A 23,050-nucleotide genomic window follows, 5' to 3' on the forward strand; every position below is an offset into this window, starting at 1 on the left:
GCTATCGCACGCGCGCTTGGCGCCAGGCGCGCGCCCTTACAGGCGTGCCAGCTTTCGAATCTCCTGCGCGGCCACCGTCAGGGTGGAGAAGTCCGGTTCGCCGGATTCGCTGATCTCGAGGATGATCCGTTGCACCCGGGCGAGGCCCGTCCGATTGCGACCGCCCCACTGCTCCAGCGCGCTCGCGCAGGGCAGCCGATCACCGCCGCAGTTCACCACCACGTGGCGAACCAGTTCCGCCTGCAGCGAGTACACGGTGTCGCGCAGGCTCTGGCGAGCGATCGCCTGCCAGCGCCCGGCGATGTGCAGCTGCTCTACTGCGTCGCGCAGCCAGTCAGCACCGGCCAGGCCGCCCACCTGGAAGTACAGCTCGGACATTGCGCTGACGTCCATGTTCGCTTCGGTGGCGATGTCCACGATGTCGAACGCGCAGGGCAGGGGGCCCAGGGCTGCCATGGCGCGCGCCGTCTCCACGGGCACGTCCAGTCGCTCGTAGCCCTGAACCGCTTGATCGTAGGCGTAGCGCTCCCGTTGCGTGAGCACCTTGGGCAGGGTGTCGCGCACGGCGCGGATGCCTTGGTGGTAGCGGTCGATGATGCGGCCGATATCGAGTTCACCGCGTTGCCGCTCGAGCAGCCAATAGGTGGATTGGCGAAGCACGCGGGTGATGGTGAGCAGCATCGAGTACTGGGTGGTGGCGTGGGTCTCGTTATCGAGGGCCTCCACCGCCGACCACACCGGGCGCAGGTCCAGGCTGAACAAGGCCGCCGCGTAGGCCTGGGCGACGGCGCCGGCATCGGCGCCCGTGTCGTCCATGGTGCGATGGGCGAAGGTGGGGCCCATGCGATTGATCAGGTCGTTGGTGATCTGGGTGGCGATGATTTCGCGGGCGAGGGGGTGTTCGGTCAGCCGTGCTCCCGCGAGCTCCACCAGCTGCGCCGGGAAATAGGCCTTCAGTTCCTCCGCCAGGTGCGGATCTTCGGGGGCCGTCGAGTCGATCAACGCGCCGTAGAGGTGCATCTTGGCGTAGGACACCAGCACGGAGAGTTCCGGCCGGGTCAGGCCGCGCCCCAGCTTGTTGCGGGCAGTCACCTCTTCCTCATCCGGGAGGAATTCCAGGGCGCGTGAGAGTTCTCGCTCGCGCTCGAGACTGCGCATCAGGTGCACGTGCTCGCGGAAGCGCTCGGAGGCGATCAATTCCGTCAAGCTGATGGCTTGGGTCTGACGGTAGTTGCTCTCGAGGACCAGCGTGGCGACATCGTCGGTCATCTGCGCCAGCACGCCCTCGCGCTGGGAGCAGGACACGTCCCCTTCCTTCACCAGGAGGTCGAGGAGGATCTTGATGTTGACCTCGTGGTCCGAGCAGTCGACGCCGCCCGCGTTATCGATGAAGTCCGTGTTGATGAAGCCGCCCGCGTGGGCGAATTCGATGCGCGCACGTTGTGTGAGGCCGAGGTTGCCGCCTTCGCCCACCACCTTGCAGCGCAGATCCTTGGCGTTCACCCGTACCGCATCGTTGGTGCGATCGCCCGCATCCACGTGGCTCTCATCGCTGGCTTTCACGTAGGTGCCGATGCCGCCGTTCCAGAGCAACTGCACGCGCATCTTCAAGATGGCGCGAATCAGGGCATCGGGCGTGAGTTCCTCGTCCTCCAGGTCGAGCATGGCGCGGGCCTCGCTCGGCAGGCGGATCGACTTCGAGCCGCGGGAGAACACACCGCCGCCGCTCGAGAGCAGGGTCTGGTCGTAGTCCTCCCAGGTGGAGCGGGGGAGCTTGAACAGGCGTTCGCGCTCGGCGTAGCTGCGCGCCGCGTCGGGCTCCGGGTCGAGGAAGATGTGCAAGTGGTTGAAGGCCGCCTGCAGGCGAATGTGTGGCGACAGCAGCATGCCGTTGCCGAAGACGTCGCCGGACATGTCGCCGATGGCCGCTACGGTGAAGGGCTCGCGTTGCGTGTCCACGCCCTCTTCACGGAAGTGGCGCTTGACCGCTTCCCAGGCGCCGCGCGCCGTGATGCCCATCTTCTTGTGGTCGTAGCCGACGGAGCCACCGGACGCGAAGGCATCGCCTAGCCAGAACCGGTAGCTCGCGGCCACCTCATTGGCGATGTCCGAGAAGGTGGCCGTGCCTTTGTCGGCGGCCACCACCAGGTAGGAGTCGGGCTCGTCGAGGCACACCGTGTCCTGCGGCGCGACGGTCTCGCCGCCGACGATATTGTCCGTCAGGTCGAGCAGGCCGCGGATAAAGAGCCGGTAGCATGCGATGCCCTCGGCCATCAACGCCTCGCGATCGCCCTCGGGCAGGCGCTTGGCGACGAAACCGCCTTTGGCACCGGTCGGCACGATCACCGTATTCTTGACCTTCTGCGCCTTCATCAGGCCCAGGATCTCGGTGCGGAAGTCCTCGCGGCGATCGGACCAGCGCAGGCCCCCACGAGCCACCTTGGACGTGCGCAGGTGCACGCCCTCCACGCGCGGGGAGTACACGAAGATCTCGAACATCGGTCGCGGCTCGGGGAGGTCCGGGATTTGCGCTGGATCGAGCTTGAAGGACATGTACTCGAGGGGCTTACCGTCCTCGCCCCGCTGGTAGAAGTTCGTGCGCAGAGTGGCCATGACCACGGCGTAGAAGGCGCGCACGATGCGATCTTCATCGGCGCTCGCGATACCGTCGAGGGCCTTCTCCAGGGTGTGCGCGTGCTCGGTGGCGGCCTGCTCATCGCGCCCAGCCGGATCCAGGCGGGCGTGGAACAGGGCCACGAGCGCGGCGGCCAGGTGGGCGTACTCGCCGAGCACCTCCTCCATGTAGCTCTGGCTGAAGGGCAGGCCGGTCTGCAGCAAATAGCGGCAATAGGCGCGCAGCAGTGCGGTGTCACGCCAATTCAGGCGCGCGCGCAGGACCAGGGCGTTGAAGCCGTCGTTCTCCACCGCGCCGCGCCACACGGCGCGAGCGACATCGCGGAAGATGTCTTGCACGTCCTCGATGCGCTCGGGCGCCTCGCGGCAACGCATGTCGAAGTCCTGGATCCACACGCAGGTCTTGCCGTCGTCCAGTTCTAGTTTGTAGGGACGTTCGCTCACCACGTGCAGGGCCAGGTTTTCGAGGGCCGGCAGCACGTTCGACAGGGAGATCGGCGAGAAAGGACGGATCAGCTTCAGGTGGATGTGTTCACGCGGGGCGTCGGCCGGGCGATACAAGGTGATGTCTACGTTGCGCTTGCTCGAGTCGAGGGCCAGCATGCGCTCGATGTCGTCTGCGGCCGTCTGCGCGCCGGCATCTTCCGTGTAGGCAGCCGGGAACGCGGAGGCGAAGCGCCGGGTCAGCGCGATGCCGCGCCGCTCGCCGTAGCGCTCGCTCAGGGCTTCGCGCAGGTGATCGTCCCAGGTTTTGGTAACGCGCTCGATGTTCTCCTGCAGCCAGCGCAGCTGGATCTTGCCGTCCTGGGTGGGGTCGATGCGCACCACCGTGTAGACGCGGGCCAGGGCGGATTCGGACAGGGTGACCTGAGACTCCAGGGATTCGCCGCCGAGCCCCTCCAGCATCAAGGCCTCGAGCTTCTCGCGCACGTCCGTGTTGAACTTCTCGCGCGGAATGAACACCAGGCAGGCGATAAAGCGGCGGAACAAGTCGCGGCGGATGAACAGCCGCGTCAGCTGACGTTCCTGCAAGTTACGAATACTGTTCGCTATCCGCGAGAGGTCCTCGATGCTCGCCTGTAGCAGCTCATCGCGCGGGTGGGTCTGCAGCACGTGCAGCAGCGTGCGCCCCGCGTGGCTCGCGCGGGTGAGCTCTGCGCGCTGCAGGATCTGCTCCATCTTCAGGCGCACGAGGGGGATGGCGAGGGCGTCGGTGTAGTAGACGGAGGCGGTGAACAGGCCCAGGAAGCGATGCTCGCCCACCACGCGGCCGGCGGGGTCGTACTGTTTGACACCGATGTAGTCGAGGCGTCCGGCGCGGTGGATCGTCGAGACCGTGTCGGCCTTGGTGATGATCAGGGGCTCGCGGCTGCGCAGGTGATGGCGCAGCACGCGAGCGAACTCCGGCGGGCGGTGGCTGAGGCGGCTATCCGGGCGCAGGATGCCGAGGCCCGTCGACTCGATCGGCACCAGGGTCTCGTTGCCGTCCACGTCCTCCAGGCGGTACTCACGGTAGCCGAGGAAGGTGAAGTTGCGCCGGTTCATCCACTGCAGGAAGGCGAGGGACTCCTGCAGGATCTGGTCCGGCACCGGCGGCGCGTCGCTTCCGAGGCCGTCGCGCGCATCGGTCAGGCGGTCGCGCATGGCGCGCCAGTCGTCGATGGACAGGCGCAGGTCCCCCACGCCCTCGCTGATGCTGGCGAGCAGGGTCACGAGCTGACGGGTGTCCGCGTCGCGATCGAGCTGCATGTGCACCAGGGATTCGCGATGGCTGCCGGCGGGCGGCTCCTCCTCCTCGGAAACAAAGCGCACCAGCTCGCCTTGGGCGGTGCGCTCCACCTCGTACACCGGGTGCACGGTCATACGCAGGCTGAGGCCGCACTGCTGCACTGCGAGGGCCAGGGTGCTGACCAGAAACGGCATATCGTCGCTGATCAGCTCCACCACCAGGCGTGGGGCGGGCGTGGTCCAGCCGTGCTCCGTGCGATTCGGGGCGTAGACGCGGAACTTCGGGTTCTGGCCTCGCCGATGGCTCACGTACTGGAGGTGAGCGAGGGCGGCGGCGGCGAGCTGCTCCGTGTCGTTCTCGCGCAGGTCGTCGGGCGCGGCGTTCTCGTAGTAGCGATAGACGAAGCTAGCGACGTCGATCGCCTTCGGCAGGGTGAACCCTGACTCGAGGGCGACCGCGTGAGCCACGATCTCCTCCAAGACGCCGGTCATGATGTCGGTCGGACGCCTTACGGTGGCGGTGTATGACTCACTCATCCGTCAGCCTTTTTACTTGCCCGCGCGATGGTTCAGGTCGCCAGGAGTCAGGGTTTACACGATCTCAGTCGGCCAGGGCCAGGTCAGCGATCACACCGGCGAGGAACCGGCACGCTTCGCCGCCGGTGCAGGCTCGGTGATCGAAGGTCAGCGACAGGGGAATCACCCGGTGTGCCTCGATACCGCCCATCACCGCGACGACATCGTGACGCACGCCGCCGGTGCCGAGGATGGCCACGCACGGCGGCACCACCACCGGCGTCGCGTAGCGACCGGCCAACATGCCGAAGTTCGACAGCATGATCGTGGGATCGCGCATGTCGTCGGGGGAGATGCTGCGCTCGCGGGTGGCCACCTTGAGGCGGTTCACGTCCTCACGCAGTGCCAGCGCGCTCTTGCCATCGACGCCGCGGATCACCGGGACGATGAGCCCCTGGGGCCCGTCGACCGCCATCGCCACGTCCACGCGGGAGTGCAGCGTGCGGGTGAGCTGCTCGCCGTCGTACCAGGCGTTCATGGCGGGTTCGGCGGCAACGCCGGCGGCGATCGCACGCAGAACGCGGGCGGTGATGTCCTCGCCCGGACGCCACGCGTGGATGTCGGCGTCGTCGAAGATCGTGCACTCCATGACCTCGTTGCGAGAGCGGGTCATGCTGTGGGTCATGGCGCGACGCGGGCCCCGCAGGGGATCGATCACCGTCTCGCCGCTCGCCGGTGCGAGGCTCGGCGCGGCCGCCGGCGCGGGCGGTGCGGCGGCAGGCGAGGCCGCCGGCGCCGGTGCAGCGCCGGCGTGGCGTTGCAGGTCGGTCTGGGTGATCTGGCCGTTGCGCCCGGTGGCGGTGACGGTGGTGAGGTCGATACCGAGGCGGGCGGCTTCGGCGCGGATCGACGGCATCGCCTTGATCCGACCGCGCGCGCCGCGGCGACCGCGACCGGCCACGGCCGTCTCCTGCACCACCTCATCGCTAGTCGGCACGTTGCCGACCACCGTCGCGCTGTCATCGCGCGCCGCTTCGGCCTCGGGTGCTTCGGCGGGCGGCGCATCGTTGGCCGCTTCGCCGTCGAGGCGGAAGTCGACCAGCGGCTTGCCGGTCTCCACCATCTCACCCTCGGCCGCGTAGAGCTTGGCGATCGTGCCCGTGTAGGGCGCGGGCACGTCCACCACGGCCTTGGCCGTCTCCACCGACACCATCAGCGAGTCGGCGGTGATCGCATCGCCCTCACTCACGTGCCACTTCACGATCTCGGCCTCGGGCAAGCCTTCGCCCAGGTCCGGCAGATTGAAGGTCTTCACGGCCTCTAGTCCTCCAGCGTATCGCGCACGGCGTCGACGATTCGCTCGACGCTCGGCAGGTAATCCATCTCACGCCGGAACAGTGGCATGACCGTGTCGTAACCCGTGACCCGACGCATCGGCGCCTTGAGCGAGTAGATGCCCTCTTCGGCCACCAGCGCGGCGATCTCCGAGGCCACGCCGCAGGTGCGCGGGGCTTCGGCCACCACGACGATGCGCCCGGTCTTGTCCAGGGACTCGAGGATCGTGTCCGTGTCCATCGGGCTAATGGTGGCGAGGTCGATCACTTCACAGCTCACGCCGTCTGCCTCGAGTTGCTTGGCAGCTTTCATCGTCTCGAGGGTCATCGCACCCCAGCTGACCAGGGTGACGTCCGTGCCTTCGCGCAGGATGAAGCAGGTGTCCAGCGGCAGCGCCTCGCCGTTGTCCTCCACCTCTTGCTTGACGGCGCGGTAGATGCGCTTCGGCTCCAGGAACACGACTGGATCGGGGTCGCGAATCGCGGCCAGCAGCAGGCCGTAGGCGCGTGACGGGGACGCGGGGATCACCACGCGGATGCCCGGCATGTGGGCGAACATCGCCTCGGTGCTCTCCGAATGGTGCTCCGGCGCGTGGATGCCGCCGCCGTAGGGCGCGCGCAGCACCATCGGGCAGTGCAGGCGTCCGCGCGTGCGGTGGCGCAGGCGGCCGGCGTGGCTGATCAGCTGGTCCACGGCGGGGTAGATGAAGCCCGTGAACTGGATCTCCGCCACCGGGCGCATGCCCTGGGCTGCCATGCCGACGGACATGCCGGCGATCATGTTCTCGGCGAGGGGCGTGTCCATCACGCGCTCCTTACCGAATGTTTGCTGTAGGCCCGCGGTGGCGCGGAATACGCCGCCGTTCACGCCCACGTCTTCGCCCAGCATCAGCACGCTGGGATCGCGCTCCATCTCGTGGCGCATGGCCATGGTGAGCGCTTCGATGAGGGTTACCCGTGCCATCGTCAGTGCCCTCCGCTTTCGCCGCGGTCGTAGCGCTTGGCGTATTCGCGCTGCTCGACCAGCGAGTGGGGCGGGGTCTCGTACATGTAATCGAACATGGAGTCGACCGTGGGCATGGGCGTGTCGAGGTAAACGGCTACCTCGGACTCGATCTCCCGCGTGCACTGCTCGCTGATAGCCTTCTCGGCCGACTCGTCGAGCAGGCCCTCGTTCTCGAGGAACTTGCGGTAGCGCTTGAGCGGCTCGAGCTTCCAGGCCTGCTCCACCTCTTCCGGTGGGCGGTAGCGGCTGGCGTCGTCCGCCGTGGTGTGGTCGCTCAGGCGGTAGGTGACCGCCTCCACCAGAGAAGCGCCTTCGCCGCGACGGGCGCGGGATAGGGCCTGGCCGAGGGCTTCGCGCACGGCGAAGACGTCGTTGCCGTCCACCTGGATGCCGGGGATGCCGGCGGCGAAGGCCTTTTGCGCCAGGGTGCGAGCGGCGGTCTGCAACTCGATGGGCACAGAGATGGCCCATTTGTTGTTCACCACCACGAACACCACGGGCAGCTTCTGCGCGCCGGCCAGGTTCATGGCCTCGTAGAAGGCGCCCTCGGAGGTGCCGCCATCGCCGATCACGGCGACGGCACAGCGCGGCTCGCGGCGCAGCTTGAAGGCCATGGCCGCACCCGCGGCATGCAGGCACTGGGTGGCGATGGGCACACACCAGGGAAAGTCGTGGCGCGGGCCGGAAAAGTCGTTACCGCGCTCATCGCCGCCCCAGTACTGGAGCACTTCCGACATCTTTACACCGCGCCACAGCTGAGCGCCGTACTCGCGGTACATGGGCGCGAACACATCTTCCGCTTCCATCGCCGAGCCAATGCCGACGTGGGCCGCTTCGTGGCCGAGGCAGGAGGCGTAGGTGCCGAGCTTGCCCGTGCGCTGCAGGTTGATGGCCTTGGTGTCGAACTGGCGGGTCAGCACCATCATTCGGTACAGGCGCATCAGTTCGTCTTGATCGTTGGCGAAGGCGGGCAGGGGGCCGTTTACGTTGCCGTCCGGATCGAGGATCTGGACATACTTCACGTCGTAGGAAGCGATGGTCTTCAAAGGTTCTCCTTCCGCGGTGCACCGGTCGTCCGTGCCGGCTCGCGTGTACTGTTCGGGCGCCGCTCAAGCCTGGCGCGCGCCGGCGGCAGCTGAGGGCGATGTCCCTGCTGCGGCACAGCGTATTCTCGTGGGTGCGGGGGCAGTAGCTGACTGTCTTCCGGCGCGCGCGATTATACCGATTGCAACGGCCTTACGCGCGCCGAAAAGCGCTTTTCTTTACCCTTTCTCACGTCTCGTGGGCAGGCATGAACGGCAGCGTTTAGAATGGCGCACCGCCGCAGATGCGCCGGCGCTGGACGCCGGCCCTCCCATCGCCCTGAGGACGCTGTCGATATGACCGATTCGTCGCCGCCAGACAACGGTGAAGACCCGCAGGAACTCGAAGCGGGCATCGAGCGCGACCTGCGCGATCGCCTCACCTACACGGGCTACCTGCGCCTGGATCTGCTGCTCAACGCGCAGCTGCCCCTGAGCGATCCCCAGCACCACGACGAGATGCTGTTCATCGTTCAGCACCAGGTGTCCGAGCTGTGGATGAAGCTGATCCTGCACGAGCTCGACGCCGCCATCGCCCATGTGGCCGAGGACAACCCCGGCCCCGCGCTGAAGAACCTCTCGCGCGTGGTCCAGGTGCAGCGCCAGCTGTTCAACCAATGGGCCGTGCTGGAGACCCTCACGCCCTCCGAGTACACGGAGTTCCGCACGGTCCTCGGCAACTCGTCAGGGTTCCAATCGGCGCAGTTCCGGGCCCTGGAGTTCGTCCTCGGGCGCAAGCGTGCGGCCTACCTCGACGTGTTCCGTCACGACGAGCCGACCCACGCCGAGCTCAGTGCGCGCCTCGCGGCACCGTCGCTCTACGACGTGTACCTGCACTACCTGGCCCGTCGCGGTCACGCGATCCCCAAGGACGTGCTCGAGCGTGACCTCACCGAGATCCACCAGGCCGACACGCGCGTGGTGGACGTGCTGGAGACGGTTTACGGCGCGCGCGACGAGCATTGGGAGGCCTACGAGATGTCCGAGAAGCTGGTGGACGTGGAGCACCATTTCTCGCTCTGGCGCTTCCGCCACATGAAGACCGTCGAGCGCATCATCGGCTTCAAGCGCGGCACCGGTGGATCGTCCGGCGTGCAGTACCTGCGCTCGGGTGTGGACATGCGCTTGTTCCCGGAGCTCATCGACGTGCGCACCCGCCTGTAGGGGCGGCGTGAACGAGAAGGAGACGGACCGTGGTGAAGCTGTACACCTACTGGCGCTCGAGCGCGGCCTACCGCCTGCGCATCGCCCTGAACTTGAAGGGCATCGCCTTCGAGTCCGTGAGCGTCAATCTGGCGCCCGCGGTGTCGGAGCAGCATTCCCCCGCCTACGCCCAGATCAACGTGGAAGGGCGCGTGCCCGCCCTCGAGATCGATGGGCAGACGCTCACCCAGTCCCTGGCAATCCTGGACTACCTGGAGGAGCGTTACCCGGATCCTCCCCTGCTGCCCACCGAGCCCTTGGCGCGGGCGCGGGCGCGGGCGCTCGCGCAGCTCGTCGCCTGCGATATCCACCCGCTGAACAACGTCGCCGTGCTCGGGTACCTAAAGAAGGAGCTAGGATCCGACGCCGACGCGGTCAACGCGTGGTACCAACACTGGATTCACCGCGGCTTTGCGCCCCTCGAGTCGCGGCTGGCCGCGGCAGGGCAGCCGTTCTGCGCCGGCGAGCAGCCGGGGCTCGCCGATTGCGTGCTCGTGCCGCAGGTGTACAACGCCGTGCGCTTTGCTTGCGATATGGCGGCCTACCCGACGATACGGGCCATCAACGAGCGTTGCCTTGCGCTTCCCGCCTTCGATGCGGCGCGCCCAGAGGTGCAGCCGGACGCGACGCCGTCGTAGGTCGACGCCGATCACTCGTCCTGGCGGTACAGCACGGCCCACGGCGAGCGCATCACATCGCCGCGAACCTCTAGCGGAAACGGCGCGATAGGCGTCGGCGCAAAGGGCTCGCAGCCGTAGGCATGACACTGGCGACCCCCGCCGTAGCGCACGGTCATGGTGTTGTCGCGGTAGTCGTAGGTGCCCCAGGTCTCCACCTGCAGCCCGGCCATGTAGCTCACCTCCATCTGCTGGAAGGTGCCGTCGCCCATGAGCTCCACGTACACCTCGACGCCGCCTTGCCCCTCACCGGCCCAGGCACCCACGACCCGCGCTCTGGTCGGTGGTTTGACCGTGGGGATGTCGTCGTCGGGCGGGATGATCGTTGGGATTCCGTCATCGTCGCTGTTGGCGCCGCCGCCGCTGCCGCCACCTGATCCGCCGCCCGTGGGCTTGGGCTTGTTGGTGTCGGCCAGGCGCTGCGTGCGCCGCACCTGCACGATCTCGCCCACGGCCTGGCCACCGCCGCCGATGAGGGATTTGATCCACAGGCTGTCGGGCTGGGCAGGGTTGGCGAGGATCATGTAAGGGATGCGCCCCAGCAGCTTCTCGCCGCTCGCATCGAAAGTGAGGATGCTCAACATCGGCAGCAGGCGGTTGTCGAGCTCAACGAGGAAGTTCCAGTCCCGGGCCTCGGCCGGCAACGCCTCCTTGTCGGTGACCAGCGCCGCCACCCCATCGGCTACGGGTTGGCCGATGGCGAAGATCGGCGTGTCATCGTCCACGCTCGCCCAAACCCCGGCGAGCTTGTCGATGGTGAGCTGACGCGCGCCGTCGAAGCCCGCCGCGACTTCCCATTGGGGCGCAACACCGCGCACCGTCGCCCGCGCCACGTGGGTCTCGCCCGAGAGGTTCTCGGCGATGGCCCAGGTGGTGTAGTCGCCGTTCGGCACCTCGCTCATGATCAGTTCAAGGCCGTTCTTCCACGGCATCTGCACGCCGCGTCGCAGGGACGGCTCCTGCTCGCCGTCGGGGATGAACTCGTAGAGCAGGGTGACCTGGTCCGTCGGCTGGGGCTTCACGCCCCGCGGCACCACGCGCCCGTCCTTCATCTCCACCAGCAGGGCGATGCCGTCGGTTTTCCACGTCATTAGGTTGAAGGAGATCACGGCCTGGTGGCGACCGAGTTCGCTGTTCTCAAACTCGGCGAGGATGGAGACGCTCTGGCCCTCGCCCAGCTGCGCCTCGCTGGCGTCGAGGGTGGCGAAGCCGTAGGTCTCGCCGTTGCTGATGGTGTAGGTCGCCGGCATCACCTCCATCTCGAGGGTGGCCGTATTACCCTTGAACACGGGCACCAGCAGTTCGGCCGCATCGCCGCTGGCGGCGAGCTTCTCCTCCAGGAAGCGCGAGTCGGTCATGTAGCCGCGACTCAAGATCAGATTCCCTTTCTCCTCGGGGCTGTAGCGGCCCGTCAGGCCCTGCACCCAAAGCAGGTTGTTGCCCTCCACCTTCAGGCGCAGGGTGGTGCTATCGAGCATCGACGTCGTGGTGCGCTGCTGGCCGTTGCTGGCATCCACGTACTGGAAGTAGCTGATCTTGGGCGGCGCGCTCTGGCTGCCCTGGTGGCGATGCACGGCCTTGAGTAGCCGCGGCCAGCTGCTGCTGGCGCCGAAGCGGGTCTGCTCATAGGCGGGGTTGTAGGTCCCTGCGCTCGGGGGGGCGTAGATCGACATGCCGTGGCTGAGGCGATGGCGCAGGGAGTTGCGGCTGTCGACCACGGCGCTGTCCATCGCGTCGACTAGCTGCTGGAACTCCGCCTGGGCGGGGAACTGCTCGCCCAGAATTACCCGCGAGCGCTTCACCAGATCCAGGAGATCGGAGCTCGACAGCGCGTTCTGGGCCTGCTTGCGGTTGGTGTCCTTGCCCTGGGGGTTGAAGCTGTCGGCCCAGAAGATGGAGCGGGTGAGGCTGGTCCAGTGCTGGCGTGCCGTAGGCCCGATGCGGTTGGTCAGGGCGTCGATCGCGCCCTTCACCTGCTCCATCTGGCTGAGGTCGATGGCGGATTGGGTCGCCACCCGTTCGCCCACCTTCTCGGTGTGTTCGCCGTAGCGACGCACGATGTTCTGGGCCAGGCGCTTGGGGCCGGCCGTGGATTCGGCGAAGGCCGGCAGCAGCACATCGTAGGGCCAGCCGTAGCCGGGCTCCACGGCCTGCGAGGCCACCATGAAGCGGGCGAAGTCCGCCACCTCGTAGGCGATCTCCACCTGTGCCATGAGGCACATGTCGAAGCCGATGAGATCGAGCTTGCGCCCTTGGGGAATGGCGTTCGTGAGCGCCTGGCGCAGCTCTGGGAGGCTAAGGTTGTCGTGGGATTGGCCGGTGCCGGCGTCCTCGTCGTCGGCCATGCCCTGCCAACCGCCGCCGTGGTCCCACATCACCAAACCGTAGCGTTTGGCGGGGTAGTTGCCCACGCTGTACTGGATGAATTTCTCGAGGTTGCGCGGGTCGCCCGTGTTGATCTCGCCCAGGCGCTTGATCTCCTCGGAGGCGAGGGTGCCGCGTTCCTGGTTCGGGCGCATGCGCAGGATGCGGGCGTCGGTCCAGTCGCCGAGACCGTCCGTGTACTCCTTGGCGCGATCGATGAGGACGATGATCTCCACGCCCTGCTCGGGCATGCCGGCCTCGATTTCGTCGAGGTCGATGAGTGCGGCCTCCTCGAGGTTGTTGTCTGCCGCCATGTAGATCATCAGGGTCCAGTCGGCAGGCGCGGCCGTGGCGGCGCCGAGGACGCAGCTTGCCAACAGGGCGAGCGGACCTAATACATTCGATAAGCGAGTCATCGACTGGATCCTCCGTCTTGCTCAGCCCAGGGATCGCTCGGCGTATCTCCCCACGGGTCGCCACCGCCGCTTTCGGGCGCACCGTCGGCCGCCCATGGATCGGCGCTGCTGTCCGCGGGTTTGTCGCCCAGCATCGCCTGGGCTTCCTCGTGGCCGTCGGCGGCGGCCTGCTCCAGCCACTGGGTGGCGGCCGCGTCATCGCGGGGGATGCCATCGCCTGCGCGCAGGAGGCGGGCGAGGCGCACCATGGCTTCGGTGTTGCCCTGGTCGGCGGCGGTCCAGTACCAGCGAGCCGCCTCTTCCATGCTGCGCTCCACGCCCGTGCCCTTGGCGTAGAAGCTGCCCATGTTGAGTTGGGCGATCGGATTGCCGGCGCCGGCTGCGAAGCGCATGTGCTCCACCGCTTTCTGTAGGTCGACGGTGATGCCGCCGTCGCCGGTGCTCAGGTAGTAGCCGAGCTGGGCGTGGGCATCGACGTAGCCCTGGCTGGCGGCCTTCTCGTGCCACCCGAAGGCCTTCTTCTCGTCCTTGGCCACGCCGTCACCCTGCTCCAAGGCGAGGCCGAGGTAGTACTGGCTCGGCGCGTCGCCCATCTGCGCGGCGCGCTCGTAGTACCACACGGCACTTTCGCGGTTGCGCGGGAAGGCGTTGATGCCGTTGATCGTGGAGGTGCTGCCCTGCCAGTACGCGTGGCCGAGGAGGCGGTGGGCGTGCACATCGCCCTTGCTGGCCTCGGCGTTCAGCACGTCGATGGGGGTGGGGCTGCGCTGGGCGTCGCCGATCTCCACCGTGGACGCGCCGTCTTCGAAGACCTTGATGATCAGCTTGCTGTCACGGAACTCGCTGGTGGTGGTGGACATCGGGCCCGGCGCGCAGGCGCCAAGGGTGAGCGAGATCGCAGCCAGCAGGGCTGAAAAGACGCGGGACATGGTCGAATTCCTCAAGGCGAAACCGTCGTTAGCCCCTTAGGCGCAAGCGCCCCGAATATCGGCTCACTCCCCCTGAGACGCCGGAGGTTGGGCATTTGACGTAAGGACCAACGGGTTCCTTCCTCGCAGCTCGAGGACATTCGTCCGATCTGCCCCCACGCACGTCCCGCTCGATCAGCGGCGAGGCAATCGCCTCGATGCCGTCGCTCCTCCTAACAGGCTCCGCTAGGCCGATCAGCAACAACAACAAGCACAAGGAGATCAACATGGCGGTCAAACTGCGTTGGATGACAGCGACCTTCGCGGGCGTGCTACTCGCCCAGGGTGCGATGGCGTCCATCACCGAAGTGGACTACTTCTCGCTCGCGGGTACCGAACTCATCGACTTCGAGGGACTCCCCGGGGGCACGGCACCCGGCGTCAACTACGACGCCCTCATCGACCTGGACGGCGCGACCTTCGGCGAGCGCTTCGACGGCCAGACGCTGGGCTTCAACGGCAACTCCGATGTGCTCTCTGGCACGCCGGCGGGAGGGTCCCTGTCGCTCGTCGCGGGCGATCCGAACCAGAACTTGAACATCTTCGAGCACAGCGGTTCGAACGTGCTCACGGGCCTGGGTCCGCTGGAGTTCCCCGACTTCAACGCCATCGGCGAAGGCGCCGTGTCGATCCTGTTCGACAACGATCAGTCGGAGTTCGGATTCCTCTCCGTCGGCGGCAACCTAGGCGGCGCTACCTTCGAGTTCTGGGGGCGCGACGGCAGCCTCATCGACACCTTGACCCCGATGGGACTGGGCACGGACTTCTTTGGCTTCACCACCACCGACGGGCTGCAGACGATCGCCGGCATCTCGATCTGGAACCTCGATCCGGCGGGGATCGGCTTTGACGACATCGTCTTCGACGTGCCCGGTATCCAGGTGCCCGAGCCGAGCTCGCTCTTCCTCGTGGCGCTGGGCCTGCTCGGAGGCGCCTACGTGCGCCGTCAGGGGGGCGTCGTCTAGCCCACCAGATTATTGAAAATGTTAGTGCCCTGCGTGGGGGCTGGCTGATTGGCTGCCCCCGCGCGTCGTCTTGTCGTCTCGGTGGTCAGCTCGTTGTCGATCCCTTACGCTAGCTGCGCTATGCGCGAGCTGATCATCTTCCGTCACGCCAAGTCTTGCTGGGACGATCCTGAGCTGGACGACATCGACCGCCCTCTCAACGCGAGGGGCAAGCGCAGTGCGCCTGAGATGGGCGCCCGCCTGTTGGCGCGAGGGTGCGTTCCCGATCGCTTGTATTGCAGCCCAGCGCGACGGGCTCGCGACACGGCTTACCTGCTGGCGTCCGAGCTGGACTGCGCGCCGGATCGCATCGACGTGGTCGAATCCCTCTATCCGGGGGATCCGCAAGACTGGCTCGGCGTGATCAAGCGCCTGGCCGACGAGGACGCACGCGTACTCCTCATCGGTCACAATCCCGGCCTCACCGACACGGTCAATGCATTGGCCACTGCCGATATCGACAACGTGCCCACGGCCGGTTACGCCTCGATCGCGTTCGATGCACTTACGTGGAAGCGCGTGGAATGGGGCAGCGGACAGCTCGCGCGATTTGATTATCCGAAGTCGCGTAAGCCGACCTGAAGCGACTACATGTTCGAGTAGTTCGGCCCGCCGCCGCCCTCCGGCGTCACCCAGTTGATGTTCTGCTGCGGATCCTTGATGTCACATGTCTTGCAGTGCACGCAGTTCTGCGCGTTGATGCGCAGCGCTTGAGCGCCATCCTCCTGCACCACCTCGTACACGCCGGCCGGGCAATAGCGCTGGGCCGGTTCATCAAAGGTCGGCAGGTTCACCGCGATCGGCAGGGACGGGTCGCCAAGCTGCAGATGTACCGGCTGATCCTCCTCGTGGTTGGTGCTCGAGAGGAACACGGAGGAGAGCTTGTCGAAGCTGATCACGCCGTCGGGCTTGGGGTAGTCGATCTTCGGTGCCTGCGCCGCGGGCACGAGGGAGTCGTGGTCCGGTGTCGTGTTGCGCAGGGTGAAGGGCAGGCGGCCGCGGAAGATCGCCTGATCGATCCAGGTGAAGGCGGCGCCTAACCATAGTCCTAGCTTGTGCTGGGCCGGGCCGAAGTTGCGGCCCTGGTGCAGCTCCTGGTGGACCCAGGAGGCGTCGACGGCCTGCGGGTACGTCTCCAGCGTCTGGCCACCCTCATCACCGGCGAAGAGTGCCTCGCAGACCGCTTCGGCCGCGAGCATGCCCGTCTTCATGGCAGTGTGATTGCCCTTGATCTTCACGCCGTTCAGAAAGCCAGCATCGCAGCCCACCAGCATGCCGCCCGGGAACACGAGCTTCGGCAACGATTGGAGGCCGCCCTTGTTCACGGCCCGGGCGCCGTAGGAGGCGCGCTCACCGCCTTCGAGGGTCTCGCGGATCCGCGGGTGTTGCTTCCAGCGCTGGAACTCGTCGAAGGGGCTGAGGTGCGGGTTGCGGTAGTTGAGGGCGACGATCATGCCGAGAAACACCTGGTTGTTCTCGGCGTGGTAGAGGAAGCCACCGCCTTCCGTGTGGCTGTCGAGGGGCCAGCCGAGCGTGTGCACGACCAGGCCCTCGCGGTGCTTCTCAGGATCGATGCGCCAGACTTCCTTCAGGCCGATGCCGTAGTGCTGCGGGTCGACGCCGTCGCGAAGGTCGAACTGTTGCATGAGGCGCTTGCCGAGGTGGCCGTGGCAGCCTTCGGCGAAGATGGTGTACTTCGCGCGCAGCTCGTAGCCCGGCTCGAAGGCATCCTTCGCCTCACCGTCGCGGCCCACGCCCATGTCCTGGGTGACGATGCCCACCACGCGACCGTTCTCCACGATCACATCGGCGGCGGGGAACCCAGGAAAGACGTTGACCTCCATCGCCTCGGCCTGCTCCGCCAGCCAACGGCACAGCTTGCCCATGCTGACGATGCGGTTGCCGGCGTTGTGCATCGGCGGCGGGATGAACATGTCCGGCACGCGCATGGACCTGGCGTCGTCGCGCAGCATCCAGAACTCATCGCCGTTCACTTCACTGCCGAGGGGCGCGCCGTTCTCGGCTGCGTCGGGGAACAGCTCGTCCAGCGCGCGGGTTTCCAGCACGGCGCCGGACAGGATGTGGGCGCCGATCTCCGAACCCTTCTCCACCAGGCACACGCTGAGGTCTGCGCCCTTCTCCTGGCACAGCTGGCGGATGCGACAGGCCGCGGCGAGACCTGAGGGGCCGCCGCCGACGATGACCACGTCGAACTCCATCGTCTCGCGTTCTACATCAGCCATGACGTTTCACCTTGGTGCCGCGATGGGTGACCGGTGGCGTTTGGCGGAGGTTGCGGCGGACATCGGACGCACGGTATCTCACGGGTTCGTTCTACTCTCGGTGTATCCAGGGGTTGCCTATCAGGTGCTCGATTGCACGATGTCGCGATTGTGCTCGACCCGGCGACGTTCGCGCCGTTGCCTCGCGCGGGCGACATCTCGCCGGGCTGATTGTATCTGATCGCCCCGCTGCAGGTGGGCACGAGCCCCATTCCGGCGAACCCTCAGAGCGGCACCCCGATGAGCCAGCCGTGCAACCAATGGGCGGGCCTTCGAATCTCAGTACGAGGCGACGCCGCGTTCGGCCCTGGGTGGCGTGTGCGGGCCGTCCAATGCAGTATCCGGGGATCGCACGACCGTGCGAATAGCAGGCAGGGAGTCAGGGATGTTTCGATTCGGCCGCTTTGGCATCGTGCTCGCGAGCCTGGCACTGGTGGGTCTCGTCGGGTTGTCGCAATGGCAGCGAGCGTCGCGCGAACCGGTGGTCGAATCCGTGCAGGGCGGCCGCTCGCTTCCAGCCCTGCCGGAGCTCAGGGCCTTTCGTCGCGACGGCGAGTTGAGCGCCAACCCGCTCGAGGTGATGCAAGCGCTGGAAGACGCTCCCGAGGCTGATCGCATCGGCACTATCCGCCTCGACCTCGAGTACGGCGACTTCACGATTCTGCCGGGTGAGCCCGGCGAGGGCGTGCGCATCACGGGCACCTACGAACCCGACGCCTTCCGCCTCGAAGAGCGCTTCGAGGACGCCGGTGGCGCGTGGGAGTACAGCGTCACCTTCCGCGCCAAGGGCGGCACGATGGGCCTGCTCGTGAGCGGCGCGGGCAACCAGCCTCAGAACGAACTGACCATCACGCTGCCCCCGGACTTGCTCTTCGATCTCGAAGGCGAGTGGGGGATCGGTTTGCTCGAGGCGGAGCTCGGTGGCCTTTGGCTGCGCAACGTCGAGCTCGAGACGCGCACGGGCTCGCACAGCTTGAGCTTCAGCGTCCCCACCCAGTGGCCGCTCCGACGCCTCGAGGTGGACAAGGGCGTCGGCGAGTTCGCCATCCGCCAGTTGGGCAATGCGTCAGCGCAGTCCACGCGCGTGAAGCAGTCCATCGGCAGTGCCCAGGTCGACCTCGGCGGCGCCTGGGTGATCGACGGTGAGGTGGCGATCAAGTCTTACATCGGGGAACTGGGCGTCGATGCGCCGGACCAGGCCCGCCTCGACGTGGCGGACACCAGCGTGTGGGTGGGCGAGAACCTCATCGACGAGGACGCGCAGGACGCCGTCGTGCCCGATAGCGCACCGACCGTGAGCCTTCGCGCCGAGCTGAGCGTAGGGGAGCTGCGCGTGCGGGGGCCGAGAGCTCCCGAGGCGCCGGACGAGGCGGAGGACGAGGAGATCACCGAAGAGGGCGATGCGGAGTTCCTCTGAAGATGCCCCGGGACTAAGGCTCACCCGCCGACGCCGCTTCGAGCGCCTCGCTCGCCTCCAGCCACTCCCACTCCTGCGTCTCGATCAGGGTCTTGTGTTCGCCCTGGTCCTTCAGCAGTCGCTTCAGCTCGTCCTTACGTCCGCCATCGGCGTAGAGGTCGGCGTCGGCCAGCTGTGACTCGATACCCGCCAGCGTCTCGCGGTGTTTGCTGAGCTCCTTCTCGATGCGCTTCACCCGGTCGAGGAGCGGCTTGAGGCGCTTGCGCGCTTCTGCCTGCGCTTGTCGCTGCTGCTTTTTGTTAGGTGTGCGGGCAGATGATGCGTCTGCTTCCGGCTTCGCCCCGTCTTCCGTCTCCCGCTCCTTGAGCCAGTTCGGGTACTCATCGAGGCTCTCCGCGAAGCGATCCACCGTGCCGTCGTGCACGATGAGCAGCTCATCGCAAGCGCTGCGCAGCAGATGGCGATCGTGGGAGATCACCACCACGGCGCCCGCGTACTCCATGAGGGCGATGCTGAGCGCCTGGCGCATCTCCAGGTCGAGATGGTTGGTGGGCTCATCGAGCAACAGCAGGTTGGGTCCTTGGCGAATCAGCAAGGCCAGCACCAGGCGGGCCTTCTCGCCGCCGGAAAACGGCGCGACCGGTTCGAAGATGCGCTCGCCGTTGAAGGCGAAGCGACCGAGGAAGTTGCGATGGTCCTGCTCGCGGTCATCGGGCGCCACCCGCCGCAGGAGTTCGATCGGGCTTTGCGCGGGGTCCAAGAGTTCGAGTTGGTGTTGGGCGAAGTAGCCGACGCGGGTGTCCTTGGCCAGGGTCCGCTCGCCCGTGAGCAGGGTGCTGCCCGTGGAGAGCGCCTTGACCAGCGTCGACTTGCCGGCGCCGTTCACGCCGAGGAGTCCGATACGATCGCCCGCGGCGAGGGTCACGTTCACGCCGCCGAGAACGGTGGTTTCGCCGTAGCCCACCGCGGCGTCGCGCAAGCTCAGCAGATGCTGGGGTTGTTTGACCGGATCGGCGAAGCGAAAGCTGAACTGCGAGTCCACGTGCGCGGGGGCGATTTGCTCCATGCGCTCGATCATCTTCAAGCGGCTTTGGGCCTGCTTCGCCTTCGAGGCCTTGTAGCGGAAACGGTCGACGAAGCTCTGCAGGTGCTTCACCTGTTTCTGCTGCTTCACGTGCATGGCTTGCTGCAGGGCCAGTTGCTCGGCGCGGATCTTCTCGAACTCGCTGTAGTTGCCCGTGTACTGGTGGAGTGCGCGGTGCTCGATGTGGGCGATGCGGGTGCAGACGGCGTCGAGGAAATCCCGGTCATGGGAGATCACCAGCAGCACGCCTTCGTAGGCCCTTAGCCAGCGCTCGAGCCAGAGGATCGCTGGCAGGTCTAAGTGGTTGGTGGGCTCATCGAGGAGCAGGATGTCGGAGCGACACATGAGCGCGCGGGCGAGATTTAGGCGCATGCGCCAACCGCCGGAGAAGGCCTCCACGGGCTTGCGGTACTCCTCCGGCGCGAAACCCAGGCCGTGCAGCAGGCGGGAGGCGCGTGATTCGGCGGTGTACCCGTCGATGAGTTCCATGCGTTCGTAGAGATCGTGCAGGTCGGTCTTGCCTGCGGCCTCGCCGCGAGCGATGGCGGATTGCACCTCGCGCAGCTCGCTGTCGCCGTCCATGACGTACTCGACGGCAGGCGCTGGGCCGTGCGGGCTCTCCTGGGCGACGTGGGCGATGACGTCCTTCGGGTCGATGGAGAGGGTGCCGTCGTCGGCTTCGAGTTCGCCGAGGAACATGGCGAAGAGGGACGACTTGCCGCAACCGTTGGCGCCGATCACGCCGAGGCGTTGGCCGGCGTGGGCCTGGAGCGTGGCGTTGGAGATCAGGACTTCACGCCCGCGGCGGACGGCGATGTTAGTGAGCGATAGCATGCGTGCTCACGGCAGGTGGGCCTGCGCCAGGTATTCTGTGCTCTGCATCTCCAGCAGGCGACTGCGCGTACGCTCGAACTCAAAGGTGAGTCGCTCGCCCACATACAACTCCTCGAGCGGCGCCGCCGCGGAGAGGATCAACTTCACGTTGCGATCGTAGAACTCATCCACCAACGCGATGAACCGTCGCGCCTGGTTCTCCAGCAACCCGGTGAGCACCGGCACGCCGGACACCATCACCGTATGAAACTCCTGGGCGATCTGGATGTAGTCGACCTGGCCACGAGGCCCGTCGCAGATGGCGTAGAAGTCGAACCACACCACGCCTTCCGCTGCTCGCCGCACCTCGATCGAGCGGCCTTCGATGTGCAGGGGGCCGGCGTGGCATTGGCCGTCCGTGCAGAAGGAGTCGAAGTAGCGGTTGATGTTCTGCTCGGCCTGATCGTCCAGCGGATGGTGGTAGATCTCCGCACGCTCGAGCAGGCGCAGGCGGTAGTCGGTGCCGCCGTCGAGGTTGAGCACTTGCGTGTGCTCCTCGAGCAATGCGATGGCGGGCAGGAACCGCGCCCGCTGCAGGCCGTTAGCGTACAAGCCTGATGGCGGTACATTGGAGGTGGCGATCAGCGTGACGCCGCGCTCGAAGAGCTCGCCGAACAGGGTGCCCAGGAGCATGGCGTCGGTGATGTCGGAGACGAACAGTTCGTCGAAGCACAGCACCCGGGCACGCTCGGCGAACTGATCCGCCACATGCTTGAGCGGGTCGCGTGTGTCCTGCAGGGTGGCGAGCGTGTTGTGGACTTCGTACATGAAGCGATGGAAGTGCGCGCGGTAGCGCTGCTCGAGCGGCAGGCACTCGTAGAAGAGATCCATCAGCCAGGTCTTGCCGCGACCGACACCGCCCCAGAGGTAAAGCCCCTTCACAGGCCCCGAGGGAGTGTCGGTGCTGCGACCTAACAGCGCTCGGAAAGCACGCCGAACGGAAGGGCCGGTGGCGGGGGCCTGCTCACGTTCGAGCAGGCGTCGGGTGAGATCGCTGAGCGCCTCGACGGCTTGCGCCTGCGCGGGATCGGCGATCGCCTCGCCGCTCTCGACCAGCTGCTGATAGCGTCGCTTCAGCTCCATCGGCGCTCAGCGTTCAGGGGTCAGGCGAGCCCGTCGGCGACGCGGAAGTCCGCCGCCGTGGCAGCGCGTACCTGATCGACGGTCACTTCCGGGGCCAGCTCCACCAGGGTGAGGCCGTCCTCGCCGATGCTCATCACGCCGAGGTCGGTGATGATCTCATCGACCACCCCAACGCCGGTCAGCGGCAGGGTGCACTCCGGCAGGATCTTGGGCGAGCCGTCGCGCGCCGTGTGCTCCATGATCACCACCACCTTCTTCACGCCGGCGACCAGATCCATGGCACCGCCCATGCCCTTCACCATCTTGCCGGGGATCATCCAGTTGGCGAGGTCACCGTTGGCGGCCACCTGCATGGCGCCCAGGATCGAGAGGTCGATGTGGCCGCCGCGGATCATGGCGAAGCTGTCGGCGGAGGAGAAGTAGCTGGTCTGCTTAAGCTCCGTGATCGTCTGCTTGCCGGCGTTGATGAGGTCCGCATCCACCTCTTCCTCCAGGGGGAAGGGGCCCATGCCGAGCATGCCGTTCTCGCTCTGCAGCGTCACGGTCATGCCTTCGGGGATGTAGTTGGCGACCAGCGTAGGCATGCCGATGCCGAGGTTCACGTAGTAGCCGTCGCGCAGTTCACCGGCGGCGCGGCGAGCGATGTCGTTTCTGGACCAGGGCATGGCGTTAGGCTCCCGCTTCGCGCACGGTGCGCTGTTCGATGCGTTTCTCGTAGTGCTCGCCGCGGATCAGGCGGTCGACGAAGATGCCGGGCGTGTGAATCTGGTCGGGATCGAGTTCGCCCACTTCCACCAGTTCCTCCACCTCAGCCACGGTGACGCGGCCGGCGGTGGCCATCATCGGATTGAAGTTGCGCGCGGTCTTGCGGTAGACGAGGTTGCCTTCCGCATCGCCCTTCCAGGCCTTCACCAGGGCGACGTCGGCGGTGAGGCCGGTCTCGAGCACGTAGGTCACGCCGTCGAAGTCCTTCAGCTCCTTGCCCTCGGCGATCTTGGTGCCGACGCCCGTGCGGGTGTAGAAGCCGGGGATCCCGGCGCCGCCGGCGCGGATGCGCTCGGCTAGCGTGCCCTGGGGGTTGAACTCGAGCTCCAGCTCGCCGCTCAGGAACTGCTTTTCGAAGGTTTTGTTCTCGCCCACGTAGGAGGAGACCATCTTCTGAATCTGGCGGGTCTGCAGCAGGAGCCCAAGGCCGAAGTCGTCGACGCCGGCGTTGTTGCTGATCACCGTGAGGCCCTTGGCGCCGGAGTCGCGCAGGGCCGCGATCAGGTGCTCGGGGATGCCGCAGAGGCCGAAGCCCCCCGCCATCAGCGTCATGTCGTCGCGCAGGAGGCCCTCGAGGGCTGCCGTGGCGTCGCTGAAGATCTTGTTGTTCATCC

The 23,050-nt window shown here is 66.7% G+C and carries 16 protein-coding genes; 5 read left to right on the plus strand and 11 right to left on the minus strand.

What is annotated here, in order from left to right:
* Positions 1-36: 36 nt before the first annotated feature.
* From AAF184_03725 to pdhA, 4 genes are all read right to left on the minus strand, one after another.
* Positions 37-4,899 (minus strand): NAD-glutamate dehydrogenase, encoded by a 4,863-nt coding sequence (locus AAF184_03725; protein MEO0421419.1) that lies wholly within the window; start codon positions 4,897-4,899, stop codon positions 37-39.
* Positions 4,900-4,963: 64 nt separating this feature from the next.
* Complete coding sequence (locus AAF184_03730) at positions 4,964-6,193, minus strand: dihydrolipoamide acetyltransferase family protein (GenBank protein ID MEO0421420.1); 1,230 nt, start codon at positions 6,191-6,193, stop codon at positions 4,964-4,966.
* Between the two features lie 5 nt (positions 6,194-6,198).
* On the minus strand, positions 6,199-7,176 hold the full coding sequence (locus AAF184_03735; protein ID MEO0421421.1) for an alpha-ketoacid dehydrogenase subunit beta: 978 nt from the start codon (positions 7,174-7,176) through the stop codon (positions 6,199-6,201).
* 2 nt (positions 7,177-7,178) lie between these two features.
* On the minus strand, positions 7,179-8,264 hold the full coding sequence (gene pdhA / locus AAF184_03740) for a pyruvate dehydrogenase (acetyl-transferring) E1 component subunit alpha (GenBank protein MEO0421422.1): 1,086 nt from the start codon (positions 8,262-8,264) through the stop codon (positions 7,179-7,181).
* Between the two features lie 333 nt (positions 8,265-8,597).
* On the opposite strand from pdhA, the gene AAF184_03745 reads away from it, so the two are divergent.
* Positions 8,598-9,464, plus strand: a complete 867-nt coding sequence (locus tag AAF184_03745) for a tryptophan 2,3-dioxygenase family protein (protein MEO0421423.1) — start codon at positions 8,598-8,600, stop codon at positions 9,462-9,464.
* A gap of 32 nt (positions 9,465-9,496) precedes the next feature.
* On the plus strand, positions 9,497-10,141 hold the full coding sequence (gene maiA, locus AAF184_03750) for a maleylacetoacetate isomerase (GenBank protein MEO0421424.1): 645 nt from the start codon (positions 9,497-9,499) through the stop codon (positions 10,139-10,141).
* A gap of 11 nt (positions 10,142-10,152) precedes the next feature.
* Here maiA and AAF184_03755 read toward each other — a convergent pair whose 3' ends face one another.
* Together AAF184_03755 and AAF184_03760 are read right to left on the minus strand one after the other, a co-directional pair.
* The gene (locus AAF184_03755) at positions 10,153-12,960 is read right to left on the minus strand and encodes a clostripain-related cysteine peptidase (protein MEO0421425.1); all 2,808 of its coding nucleotides are present in this window, start codon (positions 12,958-12,960) and stop codon (positions 10,153-10,155) included.
* On the minus strand, positions 12,957-13,889 hold the full coding sequence (locus AAF184_03760; GenBank protein MEO0421426.1) for a tetratricopeptide repeat protein: 933 nt from the start codon (positions 13,887-13,889) through the stop codon (positions 12,957-12,959). Before AAF184_03760 ends, AAF184_03755 begins: the two co-directional genes overlap by 4 nt.
* A gap of 266 nt (positions 13,890-14,155) precedes the next feature.
* Here AAF184_03760 and AAF184_03765 point away from each other — a divergent pair, with 266 nt between their 5' ends.
* Both AAF184_03765 and AAF184_03770 read left to right on the plus strand, forming a co-directional pair.
* Positions 14,156-14,893, plus strand: coding sequence for a PEP-CTERM sorting domain-containing protein (locus AAF184_03765; protein MEO0421427.1), 738 nt, complete (start codon positions 14,156-14,158; stop codon positions 14,891-14,893).
* Positions 14,894-15,013: 120 nt separating this feature from the next.
* Positions 15,014-15,514: a histidine phosphatase family protein gene (locus tag AAF184_03770; protein ID MEO0421428.1), complete on the plus strand. Its 501-nt coding sequence runs from the start codon at positions 15,014-15,016 to the stop codon at positions 15,512-15,514.
* Between the two features lie 5 nt (positions 15,515-15,519).
* Here AAF184_03770 and AAF184_03775 read toward each other — a convergent pair whose 3' ends face one another.
* Positions 15,520-17,175, minus strand: a complete 1,656-nt coding sequence (locus AAF184_03775; GenBank protein MEO0421429.1) for an electron transfer flavoprotein-ubiquinone oxidoreductase — start codon at positions 17,173-17,175, stop codon at positions 15,520-15,522.
* Positions 17,176-17,599: 424 nt separating this feature from the next.
* Here AAF184_03775 and AAF184_03780 point away from each other — a divergent pair, with 424 nt between their 5' ends.
* Complete coding sequence (locus AAF184_03780) at positions 17,600-18,631, plus strand: hypothetical protein (GenBank protein MEO0421430.1); 1,032 nt, start codon at positions 17,600-17,602, stop codon at positions 18,629-18,631.
* Positions 18,632-18,644: 13 nt separating this feature from the next.
* On the opposite strand, the gene AAF184_03785 is transcribed toward AAF184_03780, so the two are convergent.
* From AAF184_03785 to AAF184_03800, 4 genes are read right to left on the minus strand one after another with little or no spacing between them, the layout of a single operon-like run.
* Positions 18,645-20,549 (minus strand): ATP-binding cassette domain-containing protein, encoded by a 1,905-nt coding sequence (locus AAF184_03785; protein ID MEO0421431.1) that lies wholly within the window; start codon positions 20,547-20,549, stop codon positions 18,645-18,647.
* Between the two features lie 6 nt (positions 20,550-20,555).
* Positions 20,556-21,671, minus strand: coding sequence for a cell division protein ZapE (gene zapE / locus AAF184_03790; protein MEO0421432.1), 1,116 nt, complete (start codon positions 21,669-21,671; stop codon positions 20,556-20,558).
* A 20-nt stretch (positions 21,672-21,691) separates the two neighbouring features.
* The gene (locus AAF184_03795; protein MEO0421433.1) at positions 21,692-22,336 is read right to left on the minus strand and encodes a CoA transferase subunit B; all 645 of its coding nucleotides are present in this window, start codon (positions 22,334-22,336) and stop codon (positions 21,692-21,694) included.
* Positions 22,337-22,340: 4 nt separating this feature from the next.
* On the minus strand, positions 22,341-23,048 hold the full coding sequence (locus AAF184_03800; protein MEO0421434.1) for a CoA transferase subunit A: 708 nt from the start codon (positions 23,046-23,048) through the stop codon (positions 22,341-22,343).
* Positions 23,049-23,050: the final 2 nt, after the last annotated feature.

The sequence above is a fragment of the Pseudomonadota bacterium genome (genome assembly GCA_039815145.1).
Lineage (GTDB): Bacteria > Pseudomonadota > Gammaproteobacteria > Steroidobacterales > JBCBZW01 > JBCBZW01.

What these genes read in the sequence shown, in the direction of transcription:
- AAF184_03725 (MEO0421419.1), bottom strand. Translation starts at nt 4,899, where the DNA reads ATGAGTGAGTCATACACCGCCACCGTAAGGCGTCCGACCGACATCATG.
- AAF184_03735 (MEO0421421.1), bottom strand. Translation starts at nt 7,176, where the DNA reads ATGGCACGGGTAACCCTCATCGAAGCGCTCACCATGGCCATGCGCCAC.
- AAF184_03745 (MEO0421423.1), top strand. Translation starts at nt 8,598, where the DNA reads ATGACCGATTCGTCGCCGCCAGACAACGGTGAAGACCCGCAGGAACTC.
- AAF184_03755 (MEO0421425.1), bottom strand. Translation starts at nt 12,960, where the DNA reads ATGACTCGCTTATCGAATGTATTAGGTCCGCTCGCCCTGTTGGCAAGC.
- AAF184_03760 (MEO0421426.1), bottom strand. Translation starts at nt 13,889, where the DNA reads ATGTCCCGCGTCTTTTCAGCCCTGCTGGCTGCGATCTCGCTCACCCTT.
- AAF184_03765 (MEO0421427.1), top strand. Translation starts at nt 14,156, where the DNA reads ATGGCGGTCAAACTGCGTTGGATGACAGCGACCTTCGCGGGCGTGCTA.
- AAF184_03770 (MEO0421428.1), top strand. Translation starts at nt 15,014, where the DNA reads ATGCGCGAGCTGATCATCTTCCGTCACGCCAAGTCTTGCTGGGACGAT.
- AAF184_03775 (MEO0421429.1), bottom strand. Translation starts at nt 17,175, where the DNA reads ATGGCTGATGTAGAACGCGAGACGATGGAGTTCGACGTGGTCATCGTC.
- AAF184_03780 (MEO0421430.1), top strand. Translation starts at nt 17,600, where the DNA reads ATGTTTCGATTCGGCCGCTTTGGCATCGTGCTCGCGAGCCTGGCACTG.
- AAF184_03785 (MEO0421431.1), bottom strand. Translation starts at nt 20,549, where the DNA reads ATGCTATCGCTCACTAACATCGCCGTCCGCCGCGGGCGTGAAGTCCTG.
- zapE (MEO0421432.1), bottom strand. Translation starts at nt 21,671, where the DNA reads ATGGAGCTGAAGCGACGCTATCAGCAGCTGGTCGAGAGCGGCGAGGCG.
- AAF184_03795 (MEO0421433.1), bottom strand. Translation starts at nt 22,336, where the DNA reads ATGCCCTGGTCCAGAAACGACATCGCTCGCCGCGCCGCCGGTGAACTG.
- AAF184_03800 (MEO0421434.1), bottom strand. Translation starts at nt 23,048, where the DNA reads ATGAACAACAAGATCTTCAGCGACGCCACGGCAGCCCTCGAGGGCCTC.